This window comes from Pseudomonas sp. B12(2026) (genome assembly GCF_057767015.1).
Genome location: NZ_CM173430.1, coordinates 2,372,856 through 2,395,305 on the forward strand (window position 1 = coordinate 2,372,856; position 22,450 = coordinate 2,395,305).

Below are 22,450 nucleotides of genomic sequence, written 5' to 3' on the forward strand. Positions count from 1 at the left end.
ATTTCGCGGAGAAGCTCCGCTCCTACGGTTGGTGGCTGCGCACCTGTCAGCGGTGCGACGTTTTATTACAGTCTCTAGCCGGGTGCATTCCCCTGCATTCCGTGAGCCAATACTCTTAGGGATCGACGCCAGCAGAGCGTCTGCCTCAGGGGCTCACAATGTATAAAGACCTCAAATTCCCCATTCTCATCGTCCACCGCGACATCAAGGCCGACACCGTGGCCGGCGACCGCGTCCGCGACATCGCCCGCGAACTGGAGCAGGATGGTTTCAGCATCCTTTCCACCGCCAGTTCCGCCGAGGGGCGCATCGTCGCCTCCACCCACCATGGCCTGGCCTGCATCCTGGTTGCCGCCGAGGGGGCGGGGGAGAACCAGCGGCTGCTGCAGGACGTGGTGGAGCTGATCCGCATGGCGCGGGTGCGCGCGCCGCAGCTGCCGATCTTCGCCCTCGGCGAGCAGATGACCATCGAGAACGCGCCGGCCGAGTCCATGGCCGACCTGCACCAGCTGCGCGGCATCCTCTACCTGTTCGAAGACACCGTGCCGTTCCTCGCCCGCCAGGTCAGCCGCGCCGCGCGCCGCTACCTGGAGGACCTGCTGCCGCCGTTCTTCCGCGCGCTGGTGGAGCACACCTCGGAGTCCAACTATTCCTGGCACACGCCCGGCCATGGCGGCGGCGTGGCCTATCGCAAGAGCCCGGTGGGGCAGGCGTTCCACCAGTTCTTCGGCGAGAACACCCTGCGTTCGGACCTCTCGGTCTCGGTGCCGGAACTGGGCTCGCTGCTCGACCACACCGGCCCGCTGGCCGAGGCGGAAGCCCGCGCCGCGCGCAATTTCGGCGCCGACCACACCTTCTTCGTGATCAACGGCACTTCCACGGCGAACAAGATCGTCTGGCACTCCATGGTCTGCCGCGACGACCTGGTGCTGGTCGACCGCAACTGCCACAAGTCGATCCTCCATGCGATCATCATGACCGGCGCGATCCCGCTCTACCTGACGCCGGAGCGCAACGAGCTGGGCATCATCGGGCCGATTCCGCTCTCCGAGTTCAGCCGCGAGTCGATCGCCGCGAAGATCGCCGCCAGCCCGCTGGCCCGCGGGCGCGAGCCCAAGGTCAAGCTGGCGGTGGTGACCAACTCCACCTACGACGGCCTCTGCTACAACGCCGAGATGATCAAGCAGGCGCTGGGGGACAGCGTCGAGGTGCTGCATTTCGACGAAGCCTGGTACGCCTATGCGGCCTTCCACGACTTCTACGACGGGCGCTACGGCATGGGCACCAGCCGCCAGGACAGCGGCCCGCTGGTGTTCACCACCCACTCCACCCACAAGATGCTCGCCGCCTTCAGCCAGGCCTCGATGATCCATGTGCAGGACGGCGGCGCGCGGCACTTCGACCGGGCGCGCTTCAACGAAGCCTTCATGATGCACATCTCCACCTCGCCGCAGTACGGCATCATCGCCTCGCTGGACGTGGCCTCGGCGATGATGGAGGGCCCGGCGGGGCGCTCGCTGATCCAGGAGACCTTCGACGAGGCGCTGAGCTTCCGCCGCGCCCTGGCCAACGTGCGGCAGAACCTCGCCGAGGACGACTGGTGGTTCTGCGTCTGGCAGCCGCCGGGCGTGGAGGGCACCGACGAGGTGAAGACCCGCGACTGGGTGCTGGAGCCCAATGCCGACTGGCATGGCTTCGGCGATGCGGTCGAGGACTACGTGCTGCTCGACCCGATCAAGGTCACCCTGGCCACGCCCGGCCTCACCGCCGGCGGGCGCCTGGATGCCCAGGGCATTCCCGCCGCGGTGGTCAGCCGCTTCCTCTGGGAGCGCGGGCTGGTGGTGGAGAAGACCGGCCTGTACTCCTTCCTGGTGCTGTTCTCCATGGGCGTGACCAAGGGCAAATGGAGCACCCTGGTCACCGAACTGCTGGAGTTCAAGCGCAGCTACGACGCCAACGAGCCGCTGGCCAAGGCGCTGCCCAGCGTCGCCCAGGCCGGCGGGGCGCGTTACGCCGGCATGGGCCTGCGTGACCTGTGCGACGAGCTGCACCACTGCTACCGCGACCACGCCACCGCCAAGGCGATGAAGCGCATGTACACCGTGCTGCCGGAAGTCGCCGAGCGCCCCGCGGACGCCTATGCGCAACTGGTGCGCGGGGAGGTGGAGGCGGTGCCCATCGACCAGTTGGAGGGGCGTATCGCGGCGGTCATGCTGGTGCCCTATCCGCCGGGCATTCCGCTGATCATGCCGGGCGAGCGGTTCACCGAAGCCACCCGCTCCATCGTCGACTACCTGGCCTTCGCGCAGAACTTCGAGCGCACCTTCCCGGGCTTCGACTCGGACGTGCACGGCCTGCAGGTGCACGAGGTGAACGGCGAGCGGCGCTATACCGTGGAGTGCTGCAAGTGACGGGCGGGCCCTGACGCGCCGGGGCCCGCGCTTTTTCAAAGTCCAACTATTCTTGTCGGAATTGATCAAGGGAGAGCCGGGACAAACGGAGGTTCCGCATGCGTTGCCCCTCGACATTGCCGAACGAACGCGAGCGCCTGAGCGCTCTTTCCGACTATGGCTTCGACGACGAGGCCCTGCTGCCCAGCCTGGACCCGGTGGTGCAGATCGCCGTGCGCATGTTCGGCATGCCGGTGGCGGCGGTGAACATGATCGGCAGCGATCATGTGTTCTTCGCTGCGGCGACCGGCGTGGGCGAGGTGGACATGGGGCGCGACGTGTCCTTCTGCGCCCACGCCATCACCCAGGACGAGGTGATGGTGGTGCCCGACGCCCGCCATGACGAGCGCTTCCACGACAACCCGCTGGTGACCGGGCCTTCCGGCGTGCGCTTCTACGCCGGGGTGCCGCTGCTGTCGGTGGAGGGCCACCCGCTGGGCGCCCTGTGCATCATCGACAACCAGCCCCACGAGGACTTCTCCGGCGACGACCGCGAGCGCCTGCGCGAACTGGCGCGCATGGCGGCCGACCGCCTGGAGCTGCGCCGCATCGAAGTGACCTCGGCGCGCACCCGCCCGCTGTTCTCCGAATACGCCGGCAACTCGCCGACGCCGGTGGTCTGGTTCGACTGCTGGGGCGAGATCGTGGCCTGGAACGAGGCGGCCTCCAGCCTCTACGGCTACACGCTGGACGAAGGCGCGGGGCAGTCGTTCGAGTCGCTGTTGCCGGAGCACAGCCGCGCCGCCTTCCGCGGCCTGATCCACCGCGCCACCGACGCGACCTCGCTGGACGGCATGGAGGTGCCGGCGGAAATCACCGGTGTGCGCCAGGACGGCACCGAGCTGGCCCTGGGGCTCACGCTGTTCTGCTGGACGGAGAAGGGCAAGCTCAGGTTCGAGGCGGTGCTCAAGGACCTGACCGCGCAGCATCGGGAAGAGGATGCGCTGCGCCAGCTGGCCAGCGTCGACGTGCTCACCGGCCTGGCCAACCGCGGCCGCTTCTACCGGGTCACCGAGGACCTCCTGGTGCAATCGCATCCGGCGGCGGTGCTGATGATCGACCTGGATGGCTTCAAGGACGTCAACGACTCGCTGGGACACGCGGTGGGCGACGGCATCCTGCGCGAGGTCGCCCGGCGGCTGGAGCGCACCGCCAGCGCGGACGCCACGGTGGCGCGCATCGGCGGCGACGAGTTCGCCATCCTCGCGCCGGGCCTGGTCTCGCCCGAACCGGCCATGCGCCTGGCGCAGGCGGCGATCGCCCGCATCGCCGAGCCCATCGTCATCGACGCCCATGAGGTGCGGGTGGCCGCCAGTTGCGGGGTGGCGCTGGCGCCGCTGCATGCCCAGGAGGCGCTGGACCTGGTCGGCGACGCCGACCTCGCGCTGTTCAAGGCGAAGAACAGCGGGCGCGGCCATGCCTTCTTCTTCGTGCCGGCGCTGAAGATGGAAGCGGCGGCGCGGCACCTGTACGGCATGGAGCTGCACCGGGCGGTGGCCAATGGCGAGTTCCTGCTGTTCTACCAGCCCCAGGTCAGCCTGCGGGACGGCTCCCTGTGCGGTGCCGAAGCGCTGATCCGCTGGCAGCATCCGCAGCGCGGCCTGCTGTCGCCGGCGGCGTTCCTGCCGGCGCTGGAGGGCGGCCCGCTGGCGGCGATGGTCGGCGCCTGGATTCTCGACGAGGCCTGCGCCCAGGCCGCCTACTGGCGCCGCAACGGCGCGGCGCGGATGCGCATGGGGATCAACCTGTTCGCCGCGCAGTTCCGCATGGGCAACCTGGTTTCCCAGGTGCTCGAAGCGCTGGAGCGCCACGGCCTGCCGCCCGGCGCGGTGGAGCTGGAGATCACCGAGAACATCGCGCTCGACCACGATGACGTGGTGCTCGACACCCTGCGCACCTTGCGCAGCCACGGCGTGGGGCTCGCCTTCGACGACTTCGGCACCGGCTACGCGTCGCTCAGCCTGCTCAAGACCTACCCGCTGAGCCGGATCAAGATCGACCGTTCCTTCGTGGTCGGCATGCTGGAGTCGCAGCAGGACCTGTCGGTGATCCGCGCGATCCTCGACATGGCCCGCAGCTTCGAGCTGGACACCATCGCCGAGGGCATCGAGACCTCGGCCCAGCGCGATCGCCTGCGCAGCGAACGCTGCGCGGAAGGGCAGGGCTACCTGTTCGCCAAGCCGATGCCGGCCCACCTGTTCGAGCAGGTCTTCGGGATCGGCGCGCGGCGCTTCGGTTCGGCCTGAGCGAGATGGTTTTTCTCCGCGCGGATTGATCCCGCGCGGGGAAATCGCAGAACGTCCGCGCATTCGTGGCGGAAACGGTTTCCGCTTTGCCTTGTGCTGTCTACCCTGTAGGGCAGATCGGAATATTGCGTCCGGATCGAGATGACTTCGCCATGACCGGCGCGGCAGGCGCGAGCCCGCGGAGCAAGGACGCGAACTACAAGGAGCGCAGATGTCGGGAACGAACAAGGGCAGCATGGGATTCTGGAGCTGCACCGCGCTGGTGGTGGGCAACATGGTCGGTTCGGGGGTGTTCCTGTTGCCGTCGAGCCTGGCGGCGTACGGCGGGCTCAGCCTGTACGGCTGGCTGGTGTCGACCACGGGTGCGGTGCTGCTGGCCTTCACCTTCGCCCGGCTGGCGCGGCTCAATCCCGGCGCCGGCGGCCCCTATGCCTATACCCGCGACGGCTTCGGCAGCTTCGCCGGCTACCTGTGCGCCTGGACCTACTGGAAAGCCGCCTGGATCGGCAACGCGGCGATCGCCGTGACCCTGGTGGGCTACCTGCGGGTGTTCATCCCGGCGCTGGCCGACCCGCTGCTGATGGTGCTCACGGCCATCGGCGCGATCTGGTTCTGCACCCTGGTCAACCTGCGCGGGATCACCACCTTCGCCCTGATGCAGAACCTGCTCACCGTGCTCAAGCTGATCCCGCTGCTGCTGGTGGGCATCCTCGGCTGGTTCCACTTCAATCCCGACTACCTGACCATCCCGCCGCGCAGCGAGCTGCCGAACATGGGCTATGCCCAGGCCATCGCCACCACCGCGGCGCTGACGCTCTGGTCGTTCATCGGCCTGGAGTCGGCCACGGTGCCGGCGGACGACGTGCGCGACCCGAAGAGGACCATTCCCCGCGCCACGCTGTTCGGCACCCTGGCGGCGGCCTCGGTGTACATCCTCTCGATCACCGCGGTGCAGGGGCTGATGCCGCCGGAGGTGCTGGCCAAGTCCACCTCGCCGTTCGCCGATGCGGCGCGCATCCTGCTGGGCGACTGGGGCTACTACCTGGTGGCCGCGGGCGCGGTGATCGCCTGCCTCGGCGCGCTCAACGGCTGGGTGCTGCTGCAGGGCCAGATCCCGCTGGCGCCGGCGCGCGACGGGCTGTTCCCGGAGTCCCTCGGCAAGCTCAACAAGAATGGCGCGCCGGCCAACGGCCTGCTGTCGTCGGGCCTGCTGGTCACCGCGCTGGTGATGATCGACGGCCAGGGCGACCTGGTGGAGGTGTTCAACGTCATCATCCTGCTCGGCACCATGACCGGCGTGGTGCCCTACGCCTTCTGCACCGCGGCGCTGCTGCAGTTGCTGGCGGTGAAACCGGACTCCTTCTCGCCGCGCTCGCGCCCGCAGGTGCTGGCGATCGGTTGCCTGGGCTTCCTCTACTCGCTGTGGGCGCTCTACGGCACCGGCGAGCAGGCGATCTTCTGGGGCTTCCTGGTGTTCATGGCCGGTATCCCGATGTACACCTGGCGGCAGTACCGCAACCGTGCCCAGGGACTGCCGCTGGTGACGGGCGACTGACAGTCGCCTCCGTCACAATCCCGTCAGATCAGGTATTTGGTGACGGTTTTGCAAGCCAACTCGAGCCCGATGCCGTGGTCTGTGTCACAGACCGCGGCATCGACTTTTGGTCTTGCCTTGTTATAGTGACGAGATTCCGACACTCATAAGAGCGATTGGTCCGGGCTCCAGCGGCAGATCGCCGCGCCCAGACGTGAAGCAGGGCATACCCGAGGATCTTTCCCGTGACCGAGTACAAAGCATTCCGTGTCGAGCTGGCGGACAAGATCGCCCATGTGCAGATCAACCGTCCGGACAAGCTCAATGCCATGAACAGCGACTTCTGGAAGGAGATCATCGATATCTTCCAGTGGGCCGACGACACCGACGAGGTGCGCGCGGTGGTCCTCAGCGGCGCCGGCAAGCACTTCTCCTCCGGCATCGACCTCGCCCTGCTGGCCCAGGCCGGCAGCCGCCTGGGCAAGGACGTCGGCCGCAACGCCCGCGCGCTGCGCAAGGTCATCCTCGAGCTGCAGGCCTCGTTCAACGCCGTGGACAACTGCAGCAAGCCGGTGCTCGCGGCGGTGCAGGGCTACTGCATCGGTGGCGGCATCGACCTGGTCTCGGCCTGCGACATGCGCTACTGCAGCGCCGACGCGCAGTTCTCGATCAAGGAAATCGACATGGGCATGGCGGCCGACGTCGGCACCCTGCAACGCCTGCCGCGCCTGATCGGCGACGGCATCATGCGCGAGCTGGCCTACACCGGGCGCAACGTCGATGCCCAGGAGGCCCGCGAGATCGGCCTGGTCAACAAGGTCTACGCCGACCACAGCGCGCTGATCGACGGGGTGATGGAGCTGGCCCGGCAGATCGCCGCCAAGTCGCCGATCGCGGTGCGCGGCACCAAGGAAATGATCCGCTACGCCCGCGACCACCGCGTCGAGGACGGCCTGGACTACATCGCCACCTGGAACGCCGCCATGCTGCAGTCCGCCGACCTGCAGGCCGCCATGATGGCGCACATGAGCAAGAAGAACCCCGAGTTCGCCGATTGATGTCCATCCACTCTTCTTGCGCGCAGGAGGCGCACTAGGCCGATGGTTACCGGAGCCACGTCCCTCAGTCTGGTTCGTGACGAACTGTTCGCCACGATGGAAGAGGCCGAGCAGAATCTCGAGCACTTCATCGCCGAGCGCCACAACGGCAGTCTGCTGCAGCACTCGGTCGAGTGCCTGAGCCAGATTCGCGGCACCCTCAATCTCATCGAACTGGCCGGTGCCGAGCTGCTGGCCCAGGAAGCCCTGCAACTGGCCACCGACATTCCCGCCGGCGTCAGCGAGGACCGCGACGGCCAGCTGGCGGCGCTGGGCAATGCGCTCTACGTGCTGCGCCGCTACCTGGAAAACCTCGAGGCGCACCGCCAGGAAATCCCCGAGCTGCTGCTGCCGGCGATCAACGACGTGCGCCAGGCCGCCGGGCAGCCGGCGCTGCCGGAAAGTTTCTTCTTCAGCGCGCGGCTGGACTTGCCGCGCCCGCTGCGCGCGGTGACCGCGCCGCAGGTGGACGACCCGGCCCGCGAGGTTCGCCGGCTGCGGCAGATGTACCAGGTCGGCCTGCTCGGGCTGATCCGCGAACAGAATCTCTACCCCAGCCTGAAGCTGATGAGCCGCGCCCTGACCCGGCTCGACCTGCTGCTGGGCAGTGCCGCGCGCACCCGCCTGTGCTGGGTCGGCGCCGGCGCCCTGGAGGCGCTGGTGGACGCGCAGATGCTGCCGCGCAAGACGCGCAAGCTGGTCTTCGCCCGCGTGGACCGCGAACTGAAGCAGTTGATCGGCAATCCGCAGTACGAGGTGCCGCGCCAGCTGCTCAAGGAGCTGCTCTATCTCACCGCGCTGGCCGATACCCGCGGTCCGCGCGCCAGCGAGTTGCGCCAGGTGTTCGGCCTGGCGCAGCTGCCGTTCACCGACCATCTGCTGGAAGACGAATCGCAGCGCCTGTCCGGCCCCGGCCAGTCGGTGATGCGCTCGCTGTCGGTGGCGATCCGCGAGGAGCTGACCTCGGTCAAGGACCAGCTCGACCTGATCGAGCGCGGCGTGTCCCAGGCCGATGCCCTGGGCATCCTGCACACCCAGCTGGGCAAGCTGGCCAAGACGCTGGGCATGGTCGGCCTGAACGCCGCAGCCACCGCCCTGCAGCACCAGCATGCGGTGGTGGCGGGGTGGCTGGCCAAGGGCACCGCCGATGATGCGCTCGCCCTCAACACGCTGGCCGACACCCTGCTCTATGTCGAGAGCATGGTGGGGAACCTGGAGCGCGGTGAGCGCCCGAGCGCCCGCGCGGTGCCGCTGGGCGAGGATGAGTCGTTCGCCGTGCACCAGCTCGCCGAGGCCCGCATCGTGGTGATCGACGAGGCGCAGGCCGGCCTGGCGCTGGCCAAGCGGGCGATCACCGCCTACCTCGAATCCAATGGCGACAAGCTGCACCTAGCCAACGTGCCCATCAGCCTGCAGGCGGTGCGCGGCGGCCTCTGGTTCCTCGGCCAGGAGCGCGCGGCGCTGCTGGTCGGCGCCTGTGCCGACTATATTCAGCAGCAGATGATCGAGACGACGCAGATGCCGTCCGAGCAGATGCTGGAAACCCTGGCCGACGCGCTGACCGGCCTGGAGTATTACCTGGAGGGTGGCGCCATGATGCGGCCCGAAGGCCAACCCGATGTGCTGGACGTCGCCAGCGAGAGCGTCAAGGCGCTCGGCCTGACGGTGGCCGCCTGATGCGTACCGGACGCTGGGAGTCCTCGCTGTTCGAGATCGCGGCGAACGGTGGCTGGGCGCTCGCCCACTGCCAGCAGCAGTTCCTCGCCGACAGCAACGGCGTGCTGTTCCCCCGCGACTGGCTGAAGCGCCAGGACCTGCCGGTGCTTTCCGAACACGCCGTCGGCCACTTCGACGGCGAGCCGGTGTACCTGCTGGAGATCGACCGCCCGGAGCCGTTCGAAGGCGCCAACTGGATCGGCCTGCGCCAGTTCATGATGCAGGCCGAGGAAGACATCTTCGCCATGCTCGGCTTCGCCAGCCAGATCGGCATCTGGTGGCGGCAGAACCGCTTCTGCGGCAGCTGCGGCCAGCCCAACCAGCGCATGCCCCGCGACCGCGCCATGCACTGCGATGCCTGCGGCATCCAGCGCTACCCGCTGTTGTCGCCGAGCATGATCGTGCTGGTGACTCGCGGCGATGAACTCCTGCTGGCACGCTCGCCGCGCTTCGTGCCCGGCATGTACAGCACCCTGGCCGGCTTCGTCGAGCCGGGCGAGTCGGTGGAGCACTGCGTGATCCGCGAGGTGCGCGAAGAGGTCGGGGTGGAGATCGGCAATATCCGCTACCTGGGCAGCCAGCCCTGGCCGTTCCCCCATTCGCTGATGTTCGGCTACCACGCCGAGTACGTCAGCGGCGAGATCGTCCCGCAACCGGACGAGATCGAGGACGCCCGCTGGTTCCACATCGACGAGCTGCCGCGCCTGCCGGCCGAGCGCTCCATTGCCCGCTACCTGATCGAGCTGTACCTGGCGCGCCGCGCCGGCCGGCCCGATCCCGTGCTGCCCGGCGGCGCCTGACTTCAGGCGTCGTCCCGGGCCGTCAGGCCATGCGGGCGAAAGCCTGCCCTCAGGCCGCGTTGAACCAGTGCTGCCACACCAGGCGCACGGTCAGCGCCAGCACCACCAGGATGAATACCGGACGGATGAACCTGGCGCCGCCGCCGATCGCCGTGCGCGCGCCGAAGTAGGCGCCGATCATCAGGGCGCTGCCCATGCTCAGGCCCATCACCCAGATCACCTGGCCGGAGGCGACGAACACCGCCAGGGCGAGGACGTTGCTGACGAAGTTCATGCTGCGCGCCACGCCGCTGGCGCGCACCAGGTCCAGCGGATACATCAGCAGGGTGCTGACGGTCCAGAAGGCGCCGGTACCGGGGCCGGCGACGCCGTCATAGAAGCCCAGGCCCAGGCCCTGCGGCCACTGGCGGCCCTGGGCGATGTTCGGGGCGGCGTCCAGCGGCGCGTCCGGGGTCTTGCCGAACAACAGGTACAGGCCGCAGCCGAACACCACCACCGGCAGCATGCGGTTCAGCCACTCCGCCGGCAGCAGGTGCGCGGCCCAGGCGCCCAGGGCGGCACCGATGGCGGTGCCGATCACGCCGTTGCGCCACTGGCGCGGATGGAACAGCTTGCGCCGGTAGAAGGTGTAGCTGGCGACGGCGGCACCGAAGGTCGAACTCAGCTTGTTGGTGCCCAATGCCAGGTGCGGCGGCACCCCGGCGGTGAGCAGGGCGGGGATGGTCAGCAGGCCGCCGCCGCCGGCGATGGCATCGATGAAGCCGGCGAGGAAGGCGACGCCGGCGAGGATGACGAGGGTAGTGGGGTCTACGGCGAGTTCGAAGGGCATGGGATCGGCCTTGATCGGGGGCCCGTTGCGCCACTCTTTTGTAAGGAATGGCGCGGAGGGAAAACGTTAACGGGCCCGAAAGCTGCGACGGTCTGGCTGGCCGTGCAGATACGCGGTGCGCATAATGCCGGCAATTCTACGTGGAAGGAAATCATTCGATGCAGTACGACGGTCTGGCCTGGGTCATTGCCTTCGTGGCGCTGCTGGCGCTGCTGGTGGCGGCCCGCATTCTGTTCGACCGCCACTGGTTTCTCGGCTGGCTGCGCGGCATGGCGGGCCTTGCCTTCATCGCGCTCGCCGCCCTGGTTGCCCTGGTGGCCTGGGACCTGCGCGGCTACGACCCGCTGCCGGCGGAGCGCCCGCTGGTGACCCTGAGTTTCAAGCAATTGAGCCCGCAGCGCTTCGAGGTGACGCTGCTGGAAGGCGCGCAGGAGCGCCGGGTGGAACTGGCCGGCGATCTCTGGCAGCTGGACGCGCGCCTGCTGGACTGGAAGGGCCTGGCGCGGCTGATCGGCCTCGCGCCGGGGTACCGCCTGCAGAGCATCAGCGGCCGCTTCCTCGCCGTGGAGCAGCAGTCCGCGGGGCGCAAGGTGCCGCTGGCCGACGATGCGCTGGGCATCGACCTGTGGCGCTGGCTGCGCGACGGCCAGCACGACCTGCTGACCTTCGTGCCCAAGGCGGGGCGGGTGAACTACCTGCCGATGGCCGACCAGGCGGTGTTCGCCGTGCGCTACGGGCCGGGCGGGCTGAGCGCCGAGCCGATGAACCCGGCGGCGAGCCAGGCGCTGAAGGATTGGCAGTGACGGCTTTTCTGTAGGAGCGAGCTTGCTCGCGAACTTGCCCCTCGCTGGAGCTGGGGGCGATGCGGTTCGCGAGCAAGCTCGCTCCTACAAGAGCAGAAAAGGGAGCCGAATGGCTCCCTTTTTCGTTTCAGCGATCAACCTCAGGCGAGGAAGCCGCCGTCCACGTTCAGCGTCACGCCGGTGGTGTAGCTGGAGGCATCGCTGGCGAGGTAGAGCACGGCGCCGGCCATTTCGCTCGGGTCGGCCACGCGCTTGAGCGGGATGCGCTGCAGGGCGACGTTGCGGATGGCGTCGTTGCTCACCAGGGCCGAGGCGAACTTGGTGTCGGTCAGGCCCGGCAGCAGGGCGTTGCAGCGGATGCCGAACTGCGCGCACTCCTTGGCGAAGACCTTGGTCATGCTGATCACCGCGGCCTTGGTCACCGAGTAGATGCCCTGGAACTCGCCCGGGGTGACGCCGTTGACCGAGGCGACGTTGATGATGCTGCCGCCGCCGTTGGCCTTCATCAGCTTGCCGCCTTCGATGGACATGAAATAGTAGCCGCGGATGTTCACGTCGACGGTCTTCTGGAAGGCCGACAGGTCGGTGTCCAGCACGTTGCAGAACTGCGGGTTGGTGGCGGCGTTGTTGACCAGGATGTCCAGGCGGCCGAACTGCTCGCGGATCTGCGCGAAGACGGCCTGGATCTGCTCCATCTCGCCGATGTGGCAGGCAATGGCGGTGGCCTTGCCGCCGGCGGCGACGATCTCGTCGGCCACCGCCTGGCAGCCGTCGATCCGGCGGCTGGAGACGATCACGTGGGCGCCCTGCTGGGCCAGCAGCTTGGCGATGGCCTCGCCGATGCCGCGGCTGGCGCCGGAGACGAAGGCGATCTTGCCGTCGAGGTCGAACAGTTGGGTCTTGGACATGGAAATTCTCCTTGTTATTGACGCACGCCTTACAGGCGGGACTTGCCGATGACCTGCAGGCTCACCTGTTCCAGCAGCTTGTTGGCGTGGATGAAGGTGGCGAAGCGCTTGTCCTGGGTCTGGCCGTGGAAGAAGCGGTAGTAGATCTGCTGCATGATGCCGGCCAGGCGGAACAGGCCGTAGGTGTAGTAGTAATCGAGGTTGTCGATCCGGATGCCGGCGCGCTCGGCGTAGTAGTCGGCGAACTGCTGGCGGGTCAGCATGCCCGGCTCGTGGCTCGGCTGGCGGCGCAGCATCTGCAGCGGCTGCGGGTCGTCGGCCTGGATCCAGTAGGCGAGGGTGTTGCCCAGGTCCATCAGCGGGTCGCCGATGGTGGTCATCTCCCAGTCGAGCACGCCGATGATCTGCATCGGGTTGTCCGGGTCGAGGATGACGTTGTCGAAGCGGTAGTCGTTGTGCACGATACCCGGCTTGTGGTGGTCGGCCGGCATCTTCTCGCGCAGCCAGGTCTTCACCTGGTCCCAGGCCGGCGCGTCGGGGGTCAGGGCTTTCTCGTAGCGGTCGATCCAGCCGCCGATCTGGCGCTGCACGTAGCCTTCGGGCTTGCCCAGGTCGCCCAGGCCGCAGGCGTTGTAGTCGACGTTGTGCAGGTCGACGAACTTGTCGATGAAGCTCTTGCACAGCGCGGTGGTCTGCTCGGGGCTGAAGTTCAGCTCCCTGGGCAGCTCGGCGCGCAGGATGATGCCGTTGACCCGCTCCATGACGTAGAACTCGGCGCCGATCACGCTGGCGTCGGTGCAGTAGACGTAGGCCTTGGGGCAGTAGGGGAAGCCGTCGTTGAGCTGGTTGAGGATGCGGAACTCGCGGCCCATGTCGTGGGCCGACTTGGCCTTGTGGCCGAACGGCGGGCGGCGCAGCACCAGCTCGCGGTTGTCGTACTGGATCAGGTAGGTCAGGTTCGACGCCCCGCCGGGGAACTGGCTGATGCGCGGCTGGCCCTGCAGGCCGGGAATGTGGTCCTTGAGGTAGCCGTCGATCACGGCGGCATCGAGTTCTTCGCCTTCGCGGGAGCGGATGGTCTGGTCGGTCAACGACATGCTGGTCCCTTCTTGTACTGGTCGTCGCACCGCAGCGAAGGCGGCGGGCGAGGGTGGCGCGCAAGGCGGCGTCGCGCTCTTGCCTGATGAGAGGTGCCGGATCAGGCAGAGCAATGATGGCGCCGGACGATCATTGGCTAATCTAATGTCCGTGCCGGGCCGTCACAAGCGCGCCGGGTCGTTATTGGCGTCCGTGTTGGCCCCCGATCAAGCTGCCTGATTCGCGGGCCGGAGCCTTGTCCGGGCATAAAAAAACCGGAGCCAGGGACTCCGGTTTTTCGTGCTGCCTGGGCTGCTCGACTCGGATCAGACCGGGAACAGTTCGCCCAGCTTCATCGCCAGCATCATGTCGCCTTCGGCGCGCAGCTTGCCGGCCATGAAGGCCTGCATGCCATCGGTTTCGCCGCTGGTGATGCCCTTGAGGGTCTCGCTGTCCATGATCAGGGTGACGTTGGGGGACTCGGCGTCGCCCTGGACGACTTCGCAGGTGCCGTCCTTGACCACCAGGTAGTGGTTGTCGCCGTCTTCGATGTTGAACTGGAACACCAGATCCAGGCCGGCGGCCGCGCTGGCGTTGAACTTGCTCTTCATGGTGGAAACGATGTCAGCAACACTCATGGTTCTATTCCTTTTCTAGGTTTTCTCGCGCGACGCGGAGCGTCGCAATGGGCCGGCTCTCAACGATAGGTGATGAGTTCCGGCGCCCTCAACAGTTCCAGATGCACGTGACTGTTGAAGGAAGCCAGGGCCACTTCGCTGCCGCGGAACTTCAGGCGGTTGAGCGAAGTGTTGACGATCTGCCAGTTGAGTTCGAAGGCGTTCAGCGGCGGGATGCCGGTCACCAGCTGGAGCAGCGCGGTGATGGTGCCGCCGGAGGTGAACACGCCGATGCTGTCCTTGCCGCTGGCCTGTTCCAGCAGGCGCGCGAGGCCGCCGTGCACGGTGTCGAGGAATTCCGCCCAGCTGACCAGGCCGTCCTTGTCGTGTTCGCCGGAGACCCAGCGGGCGATCACGATGGAGAACAGGCGCTGGAATTCGGCGCGGTGATCGGCGGCGTTGCGCATGATGTGCAGCGCCTGCGGCTCGATCTGCAGCAGGTCGGGCAGGTGCGCGCGGATCACCGTGTCGGCTTCGAATTCGTTGAAGGCGGGGTCGATTTCCAGCGCGGGGGTGGCGATGCCGGCGTCGTTCAGCCGGCCCATCACCGCTTCGGCGGTATGGCGCTGGCGGCGCAGGTCGCCGCTGACGCAGCGGTCGAAGCGCAGGCCCAGGCTCGCCAGGTGCTCGCCGAGGACTTGCGCCTGGCGCACGCCGATGGGCGAGAGCACGTCGTAGTCGTCGGCGCCGAACGAAGCCTGGCCATGTCGAATCAGGTAGATGCTTCCCACGCGCAGTATCCCGGCAGGGCTGAAAGTTCCGGCGAGGTTATGAGGATCACCTGGGGCTGTCAACGAAAAAACATACGCTTGTTTGAATGCCATTCGCTGGACTGATGCAGCGTCTTGCCAGCGCTGGTGGCGCGCCTGCGGCGTGGGTATGCTTGCGGGATTCGCGTCGCTCGCCCGGCGAGCGGGACACGTCTTATAAAAGGGGGAGTGTGTGGAGTTTCTAGCGGATTACGCGGGTTTCCTGGCCAAGACCTTCACCGTGCTGGTGGCGGTGGTCGTGGTGCTGGTGGTGATCGCCGCGCTGCGCGGTCGCGGCCGCCGCGGTGGCAGCGGGCACCTGGAGGTGCACAAGCTCAACGACTTCTACAAGGACCTGCGCGAGCGCCTGCAGCACAGCGTGTTGGAGAAGGCCAAGCTGAAGGCCCTGCGCAAGTCCGAAGCGAAATCGGCGAAGGATGCGAAAAAGAAGAAGGGCGGCGAGAAAAACCGCGTCTACGTGCTGGATTTCGACGGCGACATCAAGGCCTCGGCCACCGAGCACCTGCGCCATGAAGTGACTGCGCTGCTGAGCCTGGCCACCCCGCGCGACGAAGTGGTGCTGCGCCTGGAGAGCGGTGGCGGCATGGTCCACGGCTACGGCCTGGCCGCCTCCCAGCTGGCGCGCATCCGCCAGGCCGGCGTGCCGCTGACCGTCTGCGTCGACAAGGTCGCCGCCAGCGGCGGCTACATGATGGCCTGCATCGGCGAGCGCATCCTTTCCGCGCCCTTCGCCATCCTCGGCTCCATCGGCGTGGTGGCGCAGCTGCCCAACGTGCACCGCCTGCTGAAGAAGCACGACATCGATTTCGAGGTGCTCACCGCCGGCGAATACAAGCGCACCCTGACCGTGTTCGGCGAGAACACCGACAAGGGCCGCGAGAAGTTCCAGGAAGACCTGGAAACCACCCACGAACTGTTCAAGCGTTTCGTCGTGCACTACCGCCCGCAGCTGGCCATCGACGAGATCGCCACCGGCGAGGTCTGGCTCGGCCAGGCGGCGCTGGGCAAGAAGCTGGTGGACGAGCTCAAGACCAGCGACGAGTACCTGGCCGAACGCGCCCGCGACGCGGATGTCTATCAGCTCAGCTACGTGCAGAAGAAGTCCATCCAGGAGCGCTTCGGCGTCGGCGTCAGCGGCGTGATCGACCGCGTGCTGGTGACCTGGTGGGAGCGCCTGGGGCGCAGCCGTTTCTGGCAGTGATTGTCATCGGGCGCGGGACTGCGCCCGGTCCGATTTCGCAAGAGGAGGGTCGAGATGAGTGCATTCAAGGCATTGTGGGTCACGGAAAGCGCGCATGGCGTGTACGACCTGCAGGTGGCCGAGCGGCAGGTTTCCGATTTGCCGGCAGGTGAAGTGCTGGTGCGGGTGAAGTATTCCTCGCTGAACTACAAGGATGCGCTGTCCGCCAGCGGCAACCGTGGCGTCACCCGCAAGTACCCGCACACGCCCGGCATCGATGCCGCCGGCGTGGTGGAAGCGTCCTCGGTGGGCGAATTCGCCGCCGGCGACGAGGTGATCGTCACCGGCTACGACCTGGGCATGAACACCCCGGGCGGCTTCAGCCAGTACATCCGCGTCCCCGCGGCCTGGCTGATCAAGCGTCCGCAGGGCCTGTCGCTGCGCGAAGCCATGATCCTCGGCACCGCCGGCCTGACCGCCGCGCTGTGCGTCGACAAGCTCGAACGCGCCGGCGTCACGCCGTCGTCCGGCTCGATCCTGGTCACCGGCGCCACCGGCGGCGTGGGCAGCATCGCGGTGATGCTGCTGGCGCAACTGGGTTACACCGTGGCCGCCGCCACCGGCAAGCTGGAGCAGGCCGAATTGCTGAACCGCCTCGGCGCACGGCAGATCCTCGACCGCGCCACCGTCTCCGATGGCGTCGACAAGCCGCTGCTGCGCGAGCAGTGGGCCGGCGCGGTGGACACCGTGGGCGGCGACATCCTGTTCAACGTGGTCAAGTCGCTGCAGTACGGCGGCAGCGTCGCCTGCTGCGGCCTGACCGCCGGCGCCGCCTTCCAGGCCACCGTGCTGCCGTTCATCCTGCGCGGCGTGAACCTGCTGGGCGTGGACTCGGTGGAGCTGCCGCTGGTGGTCAAGGCGTCCATGTGGGACAAGCTGTCCCTGCAGTGGAAGCTCGACAACCTCGAAGCGGCGGTCCGCGAGGTCACCCTCGACGAGCTGCCCGCCGCCATCCACCAGATCCTCGCCGGCAAGCTGGTCGGGCGGGTGCTGGTCAACCTCGGGTGATGCCCGCGCCGGGCCTGGGTGTCAGCCCAGGTCCGGCAGCAGGTAGCCCGCCCACAGCGAATCGGCGAACTGGCTGCGGAAGAAGCCGAAGTGGCCGATGCGCGCCACGCCGATGTCCTCCGGGGCGATCCTCTTCACGGTCTTTGGCGCGCCACGGTAGAAACCGTGCAGCGATTCGGTGTTGCGGCCGGACATCATCTCGTCGTCGGTGAAGGAGATGGAGGTGATGGGCGTACGGATGGACGAATACGCCTCGCGCACCGCGCCGCCTTCCGCCCCCACCGCGTACTCCGGGTCGAGGCACCAGCGCCGCCATTGCTCGATCACCCCGCGCGGCAGGTCGCCGACCACGCCCAGGCGCTTGCCCGGGAAGTAGCCCAGCAGCGGCGTGAGGGTCGGCGCCAGGCAGTACCAGAGCAGCCAGGCCTTGTGCCGCAGGCCCTTGGTGTTCTCGCGCCAGTAGCCGCTGCCGGTGGCGATGGTGAAGGCGCGCCGGATGCGCTCGTTGCCGCGCACGAAGGGCAGGATCTGCCCGCCGAGGCTGTGGCCGATCCAGTACACCGGCAGGTCGCCGGCGGCCTCGACGACGGCGTCGAGCATGGCGCTGCAGTCATGGTTGCCCCAGGCGACGACGTTGACGTCCAAGTCACGCAGGTGCCCGGAGCGGGACTTGCCCATGCCGACGTAATCGAAGGTCACGGCCAGGTAGCCGCGCTCGGCCAGCCAATTGGCGAAGGCCGCGTAGAAGCGCTGCTCGACGCCCATGGCGGGGACGATCAGCACCACGCCACGGGCTTCGCCGGGCGGGTGGAACCAGTGGCTGGAAAGGGTGTGCCCATTGCCGTTGTCGAGCGGGCGGGGGAACGGGGTGATCATGGCGGACTCCGTGGCTCAGGCCTGGCTGACGTACAGGGTGATCTCGGCGCGGAAGACTTTCCTGTCGCCGACGTAGGCTAGCACCGGCACGGTGATGTCGCCCTCCTGGTTCCAGTCGATCGCGAGGCCGTCGGCCACGGCGCGCACGTCGCCGGTGGCCTTGGCCAGGTATTCCACCGTCATGCCGCGCGGAATCCAGCGGCGGCCCTGGGGGATCGACACGTCGGTCACGGTGCCGGCCACCAGTTCGGCGGCGTTGCACAGGGCGATGGCGTGGACCGTGCCGATGTGATTGAGCACCTCGCGGCGCTTGGGGAAGGTCACTTCCGCGTAGCCGGGGCGCAGTTCGACGAACTGCGCGGCGATGGTGGAGAAATAGGGGGCGATCTGGCCGATCATGGCGCTGAACTGCGCCGGACCGGCCTGTTGGTACATCTGCAGCATCTGACTCATGGTGACTCCGCAAGCAAGGCTGGAATGAGCAAGGCAGGATTGAAGATGGATGCGCGCCCAGGCAGTATACGAAGACTAGAAATTAATTCTAGAAAATTATTCTAGAAAATTATTCTAGAACTTTATTCCGGAGCTCCATTCCCGCAGGAACCCCATGGCCCGACCTTCCCGCAAAGACGACATCCTCCAGGCCGCGCTGGCCTGCTTCAGCGAATCCGGCGTGGACGCCACCACCATCGAGATGATCCGCGACCGCTCCGGTGCCAGCATCGGCAGCCTCTATCACCATTACGGCAACAAGGAGCGGGTCATCGGCGCGCTGTACCTGGCCGGCGTCGGCCAGTACGCGGCGCTGCTCGATGCGGGGCTGCGGCAGCCGATGAGCGCCGAGGCGGTGGTGAAGCTGTTCGTCACCTCCTACATCGATTGGGTCTCGGCCAATCCGCAGTGGGCGCGCTTCATCCTGCACAGTCGTGGGCGCGTGGAGGCGGGGGAGGTGGGCGACGAATTGCGCGAGGCCAACCGCCAGCAGGGCCGGCGCATCGCCGAGCTGTTGGCGGAGCACCGCAAGGCCGGTGCGTTCAAGGCGCTGGCGCCGGAGCTGTTCAATTCGGTGGTGATCGGCCCGACCCACGATTACGCACGCAACTGGTTGGCCGGGCGCACGCGGGTGGACCTGATCGAGTGCCGGGAGCAGCTGGCGCAGATTGCCTGGGACAGCGTGCGGGCCTGAGAGCTTTTCGTAGGAGCGGAGCTTCTCCGCGAAATCCCGGCGGAGCCGGGACGCCCGTTGAGACAAGGACGCCGGCCTGCCGGCCGGATCGCGGACAAGGTCCGCTCCTACGAAGAGCAAACGAAAAAGCCCCGCAGTGCGGGGCTTTTCATGTCGCTGAATCAGGTCGGCCGGATCAGGCGGGCTGGCGGCGACGGAACAGCGGTTGCGGCTGGGCGACCGAGGTCTGGTAGACCTCGGAGAAGTCCCCCAGGCTGGCCAGCGCGTCGTGCGGGTCGCGGTCGGCGCGGATGGCGTAGGCGTCGAAGCCGCAGCTCTGCATGTAGAACAACTGGTCGCGCAGCACGTCGCCGATGGCGCGCACTTCGCCCTTGTAGCCGAAGCGCTCGCGCAGCAGGCGGGCGGAGCTGAAGCCGCGGCCGTCAGTGAAGGCCGGGAAGTTCACCGCGATCACCTGGAACTTGTCCAGGTCACCGGCGATGGCTTCGGGCTCTTCGTCCGAGTCCAGCCACACGCCCAGGCCGCCGTCGCGGCCGCGCAGGGCCGGGCCGTGTTCCAGCCACAGGTTCAGCGGGATGATCACGTCGTCGCAGTTGGGCACGCTTTCCAGGGTCGCGTCCTTGGGCAGCAGGTGCCAGCGGTCGTCGATGACCTCGCGGTGCTTAATGATTCGCTGCATATACGCGCTCCTTGAAGAGGTCGATGCCGATGCGACGGTAGGTGTCGAGGAAACGTTCCTCTTCGGTGCGCTGTTCCACGTAGACCTTGATGATCTTCTCGATCACGTCGGCCATCTGGTCCTGGGCGAAGGACGGGCCGAGGATCTGCGCCAGGCTGGCGTCGCGGCTGGCGCTGCCGCCCAGGGACACCTGGTAGAACTCCTCGCCCTTCTTGTCCACGCCGAGGATGCCGATGTGGCCCACGTGGTGGTGGCCGCAGGCGTTCATGCAGCCGGAGATGTTGAGGTCGATGTCGCCGATGTCGAACAGGTAGTCCAGGTCGTCGAAGCGGCGCTGGATGGCCTCGGCCACCGGGATCGACTTGGCGTTGGCCAGGGAGCAGAAGTCGCCGCCGGGGCAGCAGATGATGTCGGTCAGCAGGCCCACGTTGGGGCTGGCGAAACCGTGCTCGCGCAGTTCGCCCCAGAGGGTGAACAGCTGCGACTGCTCGACGTCGGCGAGGATGATGTTCTGGTTATGGCTGTTGCGCACTTCGCCGAAGCTGTAGCGGTCCGCCAGTTCGGCGATCTTGTCCAGCTGCTTGTCGGTGACGTCGCCCGGGGCGCGGCCGGTGGGCTTGAGCGACAGGGTCACGGCGGTGTAGCCGGGCTTCTTGTGGGCGAAGGTGTTGCGCTCGCGCCAGCGGGCGAAGCCGGGGTGCTCGGCGTCGAGCTGGGCGAGGGCGGCGTCCTGGTCGTCCAGGGCCTTGTAGGCCGGGTCGACGAAATGCCGGGAGACGCGCTGCACTTCCGCTTCGGTCAGGGTGCTCGGGCCGTCCTTGAGGTGCGCCCATTCGGCGTTGACCTTGTCGGCGAAGACCTCGGGGCTCAGGGCCTTGACCAGGATCTTGATGCGCGCCTTGAACTTGTTGTCCCGGCGGCCGTAGCGGTTGTACACGCGCAGGACGGCGTCGAGGTACGACAGCAGGTGCCGCCAGGGCAGGAATTCGTTGATGAAGCTGCCGACGATCGGGGTACGGCCCAGGCCGCCGCCGACCAGCACGCGGAAGCCCAGCTCACCGGCGTCGTTCTTCACCGCTTCCAGGCCGATGTCGTGCACCTCGATCGCGGCGCGGTCGGTCGCGGCGCCGTTGACGGCGATCTTGAACTTGCGCGGCAGGTGGGCGAATTCGGGGTGGAAGGTCGACCACTGGCGGATGATCTCGCACCACGGGCGCGGGTCCACCAGCTCGTCGCGGGCGATGCCGGCGAACTGGTCGGTGGTGGTGTTGCGCACGCAGTTGCCGCTGGTCTGGATCGAGTGCATCTGCACGGTGGCCAGCTCGGCGAGGATGTCCGGCACTTCTTCCAGCGCCGGCCAGTTGAACTGCACGTTCTGCCGGGTGCTGATGTGGGCGTAGCCCTTGTCGTAGTCGCGGGCGATCTGCGCCAGCTTGCGGATCTGCCGGGAGGCCAGCAGGCCGTAGGGCACGGCGATGCGCAGCATCGGCGCATAGCGCTGGATGTACAGGCCATTCTGCAGACGCAGCGGGCGGAATTCCTCGCCGGTCAGTTCACCGGCCAGGAAGCGGCGGGTCTGATCGCGGAACTGCTTGACGCGATCCTCTACGATCCTCTGATCGTATTCGTCATATACGTACATGAATCATCCTGCTGTCAGGCTATAGCGCTCAGGCTTACTGCGTATCCCGGCGCGCACGGCAACGCGCTCCACGCGGAGTGGGCCGCACGATACCAGTAAGGGAATATGCGTAAAAGTGATGTTTGAGTATATGGCGAGAACTTTTGGATCTATGCCGCGCCGGGCCTGAAACACAGGCGGGCCGGCGCCTTGCGCCGACACCAGGGGCGCGCACTGCGCCAGTGTTTTTCACTGGCGCGGGAGGTGTCGATCAGGCTTCACGGCCGTGGGCGGAGTCACGCAATTGCGAGGTGTCGACACGCACGAAGATCGAATCACCGACGCAGGTCAGCACGTCGCCGGCATAGACCTCGCAGATGATCCGGCTCTTGCGCCCGACCTCGCCCTCGACGTGGGCCTTGAGCGTCAGCGGTACGCCCATCGGGGTCGGCTTGATGTACTTGATGCCCAGGTTGCCGGTCACGCAGTCGATGCGCGGCAGGCTGCCCGGCTCGCGGCCCTCGGCGCGGTAGTGGTAGGCCATGGCGGTCCAGTTCGAGTGGCAGTCCACCAGCATGGCGATCAGCCCGCCGTAGACCAGCTCCGGCCAGCCGCAGTACTTGGCCTCCGGCAGGTGCTCGGCGACGACGTGGACGCCGTCCTCGTGCCAGCGGCTCTTGATGTGCAACCCGTGCGGGTTGCTGCCGCCGCAGCCGTAGCAGACGCCTTCCGGCGCGACGGTGTCTTGCAGTGAATCCACGTGCATGGCCCTTCCTTATTCCTTCTCGCGGGTTCTGTCGAAGGCGCAGCCTAACGGCTTTCACCGCGTCGCGGAAAGGGGCGGGGCCTTGAGGGGCGGGCGGAGCTGGTCTTAACTCTTGCCTGTGGTCCTTCGACAAACAACGAGAACAAGGGGGGAAACATGAGCCAAGA

The 22,450-nt window shown here is 67.3% G+C and carries 20 protein-coding genes; 10 read left to right on the forward strand and 10 right to left on the reverse strand.

Annotated features, from left to right (window positions below):
* Positions 1-158: 158 nt before the first annotated feature.
* The 6 genes from ldcA (at position 159) to nudC (ending at position 9,843) form a co-directional block, all read left to right on the forward strand.
* A complete protein-coding gene (gene ldcA, locus AC3B6A_RS11185; RefSeq protein ID WP_488402747.1) occupies positions 159-2,411 on the forward strand; it encodes a lysine-specific pyridoxal 5'-phosphate-dependent carboxylase LdcA in 2,253 nt (750 codons plus the stop codon).
* A gap of 98 nt (positions 2,412-2,509) precedes the next feature.
* Positions 2,510-4,696, forward strand: a complete 2,187-nt coding sequence (locus AC3B6A_RS11190) for a putative bifunctional diguanylate cyclase/phosphodiesterase (protein WP_488402749.1) — start codon at positions 2,510-2,512, stop codon at positions 4,694-4,696.
* A gap of 211 nt (positions 4,697-4,907) precedes the next feature.
* Positions 4,908-6,251, forward strand: a complete 1,344-nt coding sequence (locus tag AC3B6A_RS11195; RefSeq protein ID WP_488402751.1) for an amino acid permease — start codon at positions 4,908-4,910, stop codon at positions 6,249-6,251.
* A 224-nt stretch (positions 6,252-6,475) separates the two neighbouring features.
* The gene (locus AC3B6A_RS11200; protein ID WP_488402752.1) at positions 6,476-7,288 is read left to right on the forward strand and encodes a crotonase/enoyl-CoA hydratase family protein; all 813 of its coding nucleotides are present in this window, start codon (positions 6,476-6,478) and stop codon (positions 7,286-7,288) included.
* A gap of 42 nt (positions 7,289-7,330) precedes the next feature.
* A complete protein-coding gene (locus tag AC3B6A_RS11205) occupies positions 7,331-9,004 on the forward strand; it encodes a FimL-related protein (RefSeq protein ID WP_488402754.1) in 1,674 nt (557 codons plus the stop codon).
* A complete protein-coding gene (gene nudC / locus AC3B6A_RS11210; RefSeq protein WP_488402756.1) occupies positions 9,004-9,843 on the forward strand; it encodes an NAD(+) diphosphatase in 840 nt (279 codons plus the stop codon). Before AC3B6A_RS11205 ends, nudC begins: the two co-directional genes overlap by 1 nt.
* Positions 9,844-9,892: 49 nt before the next feature.
* On the opposite strand, the gene AC3B6A_RS11215 is transcribed toward nudC, so the two are convergent.
* Positions 9,893-10,672, reverse strand: coding sequence for a TSUP family transporter (locus AC3B6A_RS11215; protein WP_488402758.1), 780 nt, complete (start codon positions 10,670-10,672; stop codon positions 9,893-9,895).
* 158 nt (positions 10,673-10,830) lie between these two features.
* Between AC3B6A_RS11215 and AC3B6A_RS11220 the strand changes: the two genes are divergently transcribed.
* On the forward strand, positions 10,831-11,475 hold the full coding sequence (locus tag AC3B6A_RS11220; protein WP_488402760.1) for a hypothetical protein: 645 nt from the start codon (positions 10,831-10,833) through the stop codon (positions 11,473-11,475).
* Between the two features lie 140 nt (positions 11,476-11,615).
* Here AC3B6A_RS11220 and AC3B6A_RS11225 read toward each other — a convergent pair whose 3' ends face one another.
* The 4 genes from AC3B6A_RS11225 to AC3B6A_RS11240 form a co-directional block, all read right to left on the reverse strand.
* Positions 11,616-12,383, reverse strand: a complete 768-nt coding sequence (locus tag AC3B6A_RS11225) for an SDR family oxidoreductase (RefSeq protein WP_488402761.1) — start codon at positions 12,381-12,383, stop codon at positions 11,616-11,618.
* Between the two features lie 29 nt (positions 12,384-12,412).
* Positions 12,413-13,480 carry a phosphotransferase family protein gene (locus tag AC3B6A_RS11230; RefSeq protein ID WP_488402763.1) on the reverse strand — a complete coding sequence of 356 codons (1,068 nt, stop codon included), beginning with the start codon at positions 13,478-13,480 and terminating at the stop codon, positions 12,413-12,415.
* A gap of 306 nt (positions 13,481-13,786) precedes the next feature.
* Positions 13,787-14,098, reverse strand: coding sequence for an SCP2 sterol-binding domain-containing protein (locus AC3B6A_RS11235; RefSeq protein ID WP_017519529.1), 312 nt, complete (start codon positions 14,096-14,098; stop codon positions 13,787-13,789).
* A gap of 59 nt (positions 14,099-14,157) precedes the next feature.
* Positions 14,158-14,868: a histidine phosphatase family protein gene (locus AC3B6A_RS11240; RefSeq protein WP_488402765.1), complete on the reverse strand. Its 711-nt coding sequence runs from the start codon at positions 14,866-14,868 to the stop codon at positions 14,158-14,160.
* 211 nt (positions 14,869-15,079) lie between these two features.
* On the opposite strand from AC3B6A_RS11240, the gene sohB reads away from it, so the two are divergent.
* A complete protein-coding gene (gene sohB, locus AC3B6A_RS11245; RefSeq protein WP_488402766.1) occupies positions 15,080-16,108 on the forward strand; it encodes a protease SohB in 1,029 nt (342 codons plus the stop codon).
* Between the two features lie 54 nt (positions 16,109-16,162).
* A complete protein-coding gene (locus AC3B6A_RS11250; protein ID WP_488402767.1) occupies positions 16,163-17,155 on the forward strand; it encodes a YhdH/YhfP family quinone oxidoreductase in 993 nt (330 codons plus the stop codon).
* A 21-nt stretch (positions 17,156-17,176) separates the two neighbouring features.
* Here the strand turns inward: AC3B6A_RS11250 and AC3B6A_RS11255 are convergent, their stop codons facing one another.
* Both AC3B6A_RS11255 and AC3B6A_RS11260 read right to left on the reverse strand, forming a co-directional pair.
* On the reverse strand, positions 17,177-18,031 hold the full coding sequence (locus tag AC3B6A_RS11255; RefSeq protein ID WP_488402769.1) for an alpha/beta hydrolase family protein: 855 nt from the start codon (positions 18,029-18,031) through the stop codon (positions 17,177-17,179).
* Positions 18,032-18,046: 15 nt separating this feature from the next.
* Positions 18,047-18,484: a hotdog fold domain-containing protein gene (locus tag AC3B6A_RS11260; protein WP_488402771.1), complete on the reverse strand. Its 438-nt coding sequence runs from the start codon at positions 18,482-18,484 to the stop codon at positions 18,047-18,049.
* A gap of 154 nt (positions 18,485-18,638) precedes the next feature.
* On the opposite strand from AC3B6A_RS11260, the gene AC3B6A_RS11265 reads away from it, so the two are divergent.
* Positions 18,639-19,217: a TetR/AcrR family transcriptional regulator gene (locus tag AC3B6A_RS11265; protein ID WP_488402773.1), complete on the forward strand. Its 579-nt coding sequence runs from the start codon at positions 18,639-18,641 to the stop codon at positions 19,215-19,217.
* Positions 19,218-19,392: 175 nt separating this feature from the next.
* Here the strand turns inward: AC3B6A_RS11265 and AC3B6A_RS11270 are convergent, their stop codons facing one another.
* The 3 genes from AC3B6A_RS11270 to AC3B6A_RS11280 form a co-directional block, all read right to left on the reverse strand.
* The gene (locus AC3B6A_RS11270; RefSeq protein ID WP_488402774.1) at positions 19,393-19,896 is read right to left on the reverse strand and encodes a DUF934 domain-containing protein; all 504 of its coding nucleotides are present in this window, start codon (positions 19,894-19,896) and stop codon (positions 19,393-19,395) included.
* Positions 19,880-21,538 carry a nitrite/sulfite reductase gene (locus AC3B6A_RS11275; RefSeq protein WP_488402775.1) on the reverse strand — a complete coding sequence of 553 codons (1,659 nt, stop codon included), beginning with the start codon at positions 21,536-21,538 and terminating at the stop codon, positions 19,880-19,882. The genes AC3B6A_RS11270 and AC3B6A_RS11275 overlap by 17 nt, the downstream gene beginning before the upstream one ends.
* 250 nt (positions 21,539-21,788) lie before the next feature.
* A complete protein-coding gene (locus AC3B6A_RS11280) occupies positions 21,789-22,283 on the reverse strand; it encodes a PaaI family thioesterase (protein WP_488402777.1) in 495 nt (164 codons plus the stop codon).
* Positions 22,284-22,450: the final 167 nt, after the last annotated feature.

What these genes read in the sequence shown, in the direction of transcription:
- ldcA (WP_488402747.1), top strand. Translation starts at nt 159, where the DNA reads ATGTATAAAGACCTCAAATTCCCCATTCTCATCGTCCACCGCGACATC.
- AC3B6A_RS11190 (WP_488402749.1), top strand. Translation starts at nt 2,510, where the DNA reads ATGCGTTGCCCCTCGACATTGCCGAACGAACGCGAGCGCCTGAGCGCT.
- AC3B6A_RS11195 (WP_488402751.1), top strand. Translation starts at nt 4,908, where the DNA reads ATGTCGGGAACGAACAAGGGCAGCATGGGATTCTGGAGCTGCACCGCG.
- AC3B6A_RS11205 (WP_488402754.1), top strand. Translation starts at nt 7,331, where the DNA reads ATGGTTACCGGAGCCACGTCCCTCAGTCTGGTTCGTGACGAACTGTTC.
- nudC (WP_488402756.1), top strand. Translation starts at nt 9,004, where the DNA reads ATGCGTACCGGACGCTGGGAGTCCTCGCTGTTCGAGATCGCGGCGAAC.
- AC3B6A_RS11215 (WP_488402758.1), bottom strand. Translation starts at nt 10,672, where the DNA reads ATGCCCTTCGAACTCGCCGTAGACCCCACTACCCTCGTCATCCTCGCC.
- AC3B6A_RS11220 (WP_488402760.1), top strand. Translation starts at nt 10,831, where the DNA reads ATGCAGTACGACGGTCTGGCCTGGGTCATTGCCTTCGTGGCGCTGCTG.
- AC3B6A_RS11225 (WP_488402761.1), bottom strand. Translation starts at nt 12,383, where the DNA reads ATGTCCAAGACCCAACTGTTCGACCTCGACGGCAAGATCGCCTTCGTC.
- AC3B6A_RS11230 (WP_488402763.1), bottom strand. Translation starts at nt 13,480, where the DNA reads ATGTCGTTGACCGACCAGACCATCCGCTCCCGCGAAGGCGAAGAACTC.
- AC3B6A_RS11235 (WP_017519529.1), bottom strand. Translation starts at nt 14,098, where the DNA reads ATGAGTGTTGCTGACATCGTTTCCACCATGAAGAGCAAGTTCAACGCC.
- AC3B6A_RS11250 (WP_488402767.1), top strand. Translation starts at nt 16,163, where the DNA reads ATGAGTGCATTCAAGGCATTGTGGGTCACGGAAAGCGCGCATGGCGTG.
- AC3B6A_RS11255 (WP_488402769.1), bottom strand. Translation starts at nt 18,031, where the DNA reads ATGATCACCCCGTTCCCCCGCCCGCTCGACAACGGCAATGGGCACACC.
- AC3B6A_RS11260 (WP_488402771.1), bottom strand. Translation starts at nt 18,484, where the DNA reads ATGAGTCAGATGCTGCAGATGTACCAACAGGCCGGTCCGGCGCAGTTC.
- AC3B6A_RS11265 (WP_488402773.1), top strand. Translation starts at nt 18,639, where the DNA reads ATGGCCCGACCTTCCCGCAAAGACGACATCCTCCAGGCCGCGCTGGCC.
- AC3B6A_RS11270 (WP_488402774.1), bottom strand. Translation starts at nt 19,896, where the DNA reads ATGCAGCGAATCATTAAGCACCGCGAGGTCATCGACGACCGCTGGCAC.
- AC3B6A_RS11275 (WP_488402775.1), bottom strand. Translation starts at nt 21,538, where the DNA reads ATGTACGTATATGACGAATACGATCAGAGGATCGTAGAGGATCGCGTC.
- AC3B6A_RS11280 (WP_488402777.1), bottom strand. Translation starts at nt 22,283, where the DNA reads ATGCACGTGGATTCACTGCAAGACACCGTCGCGCCGGAAGGCGTCTGC.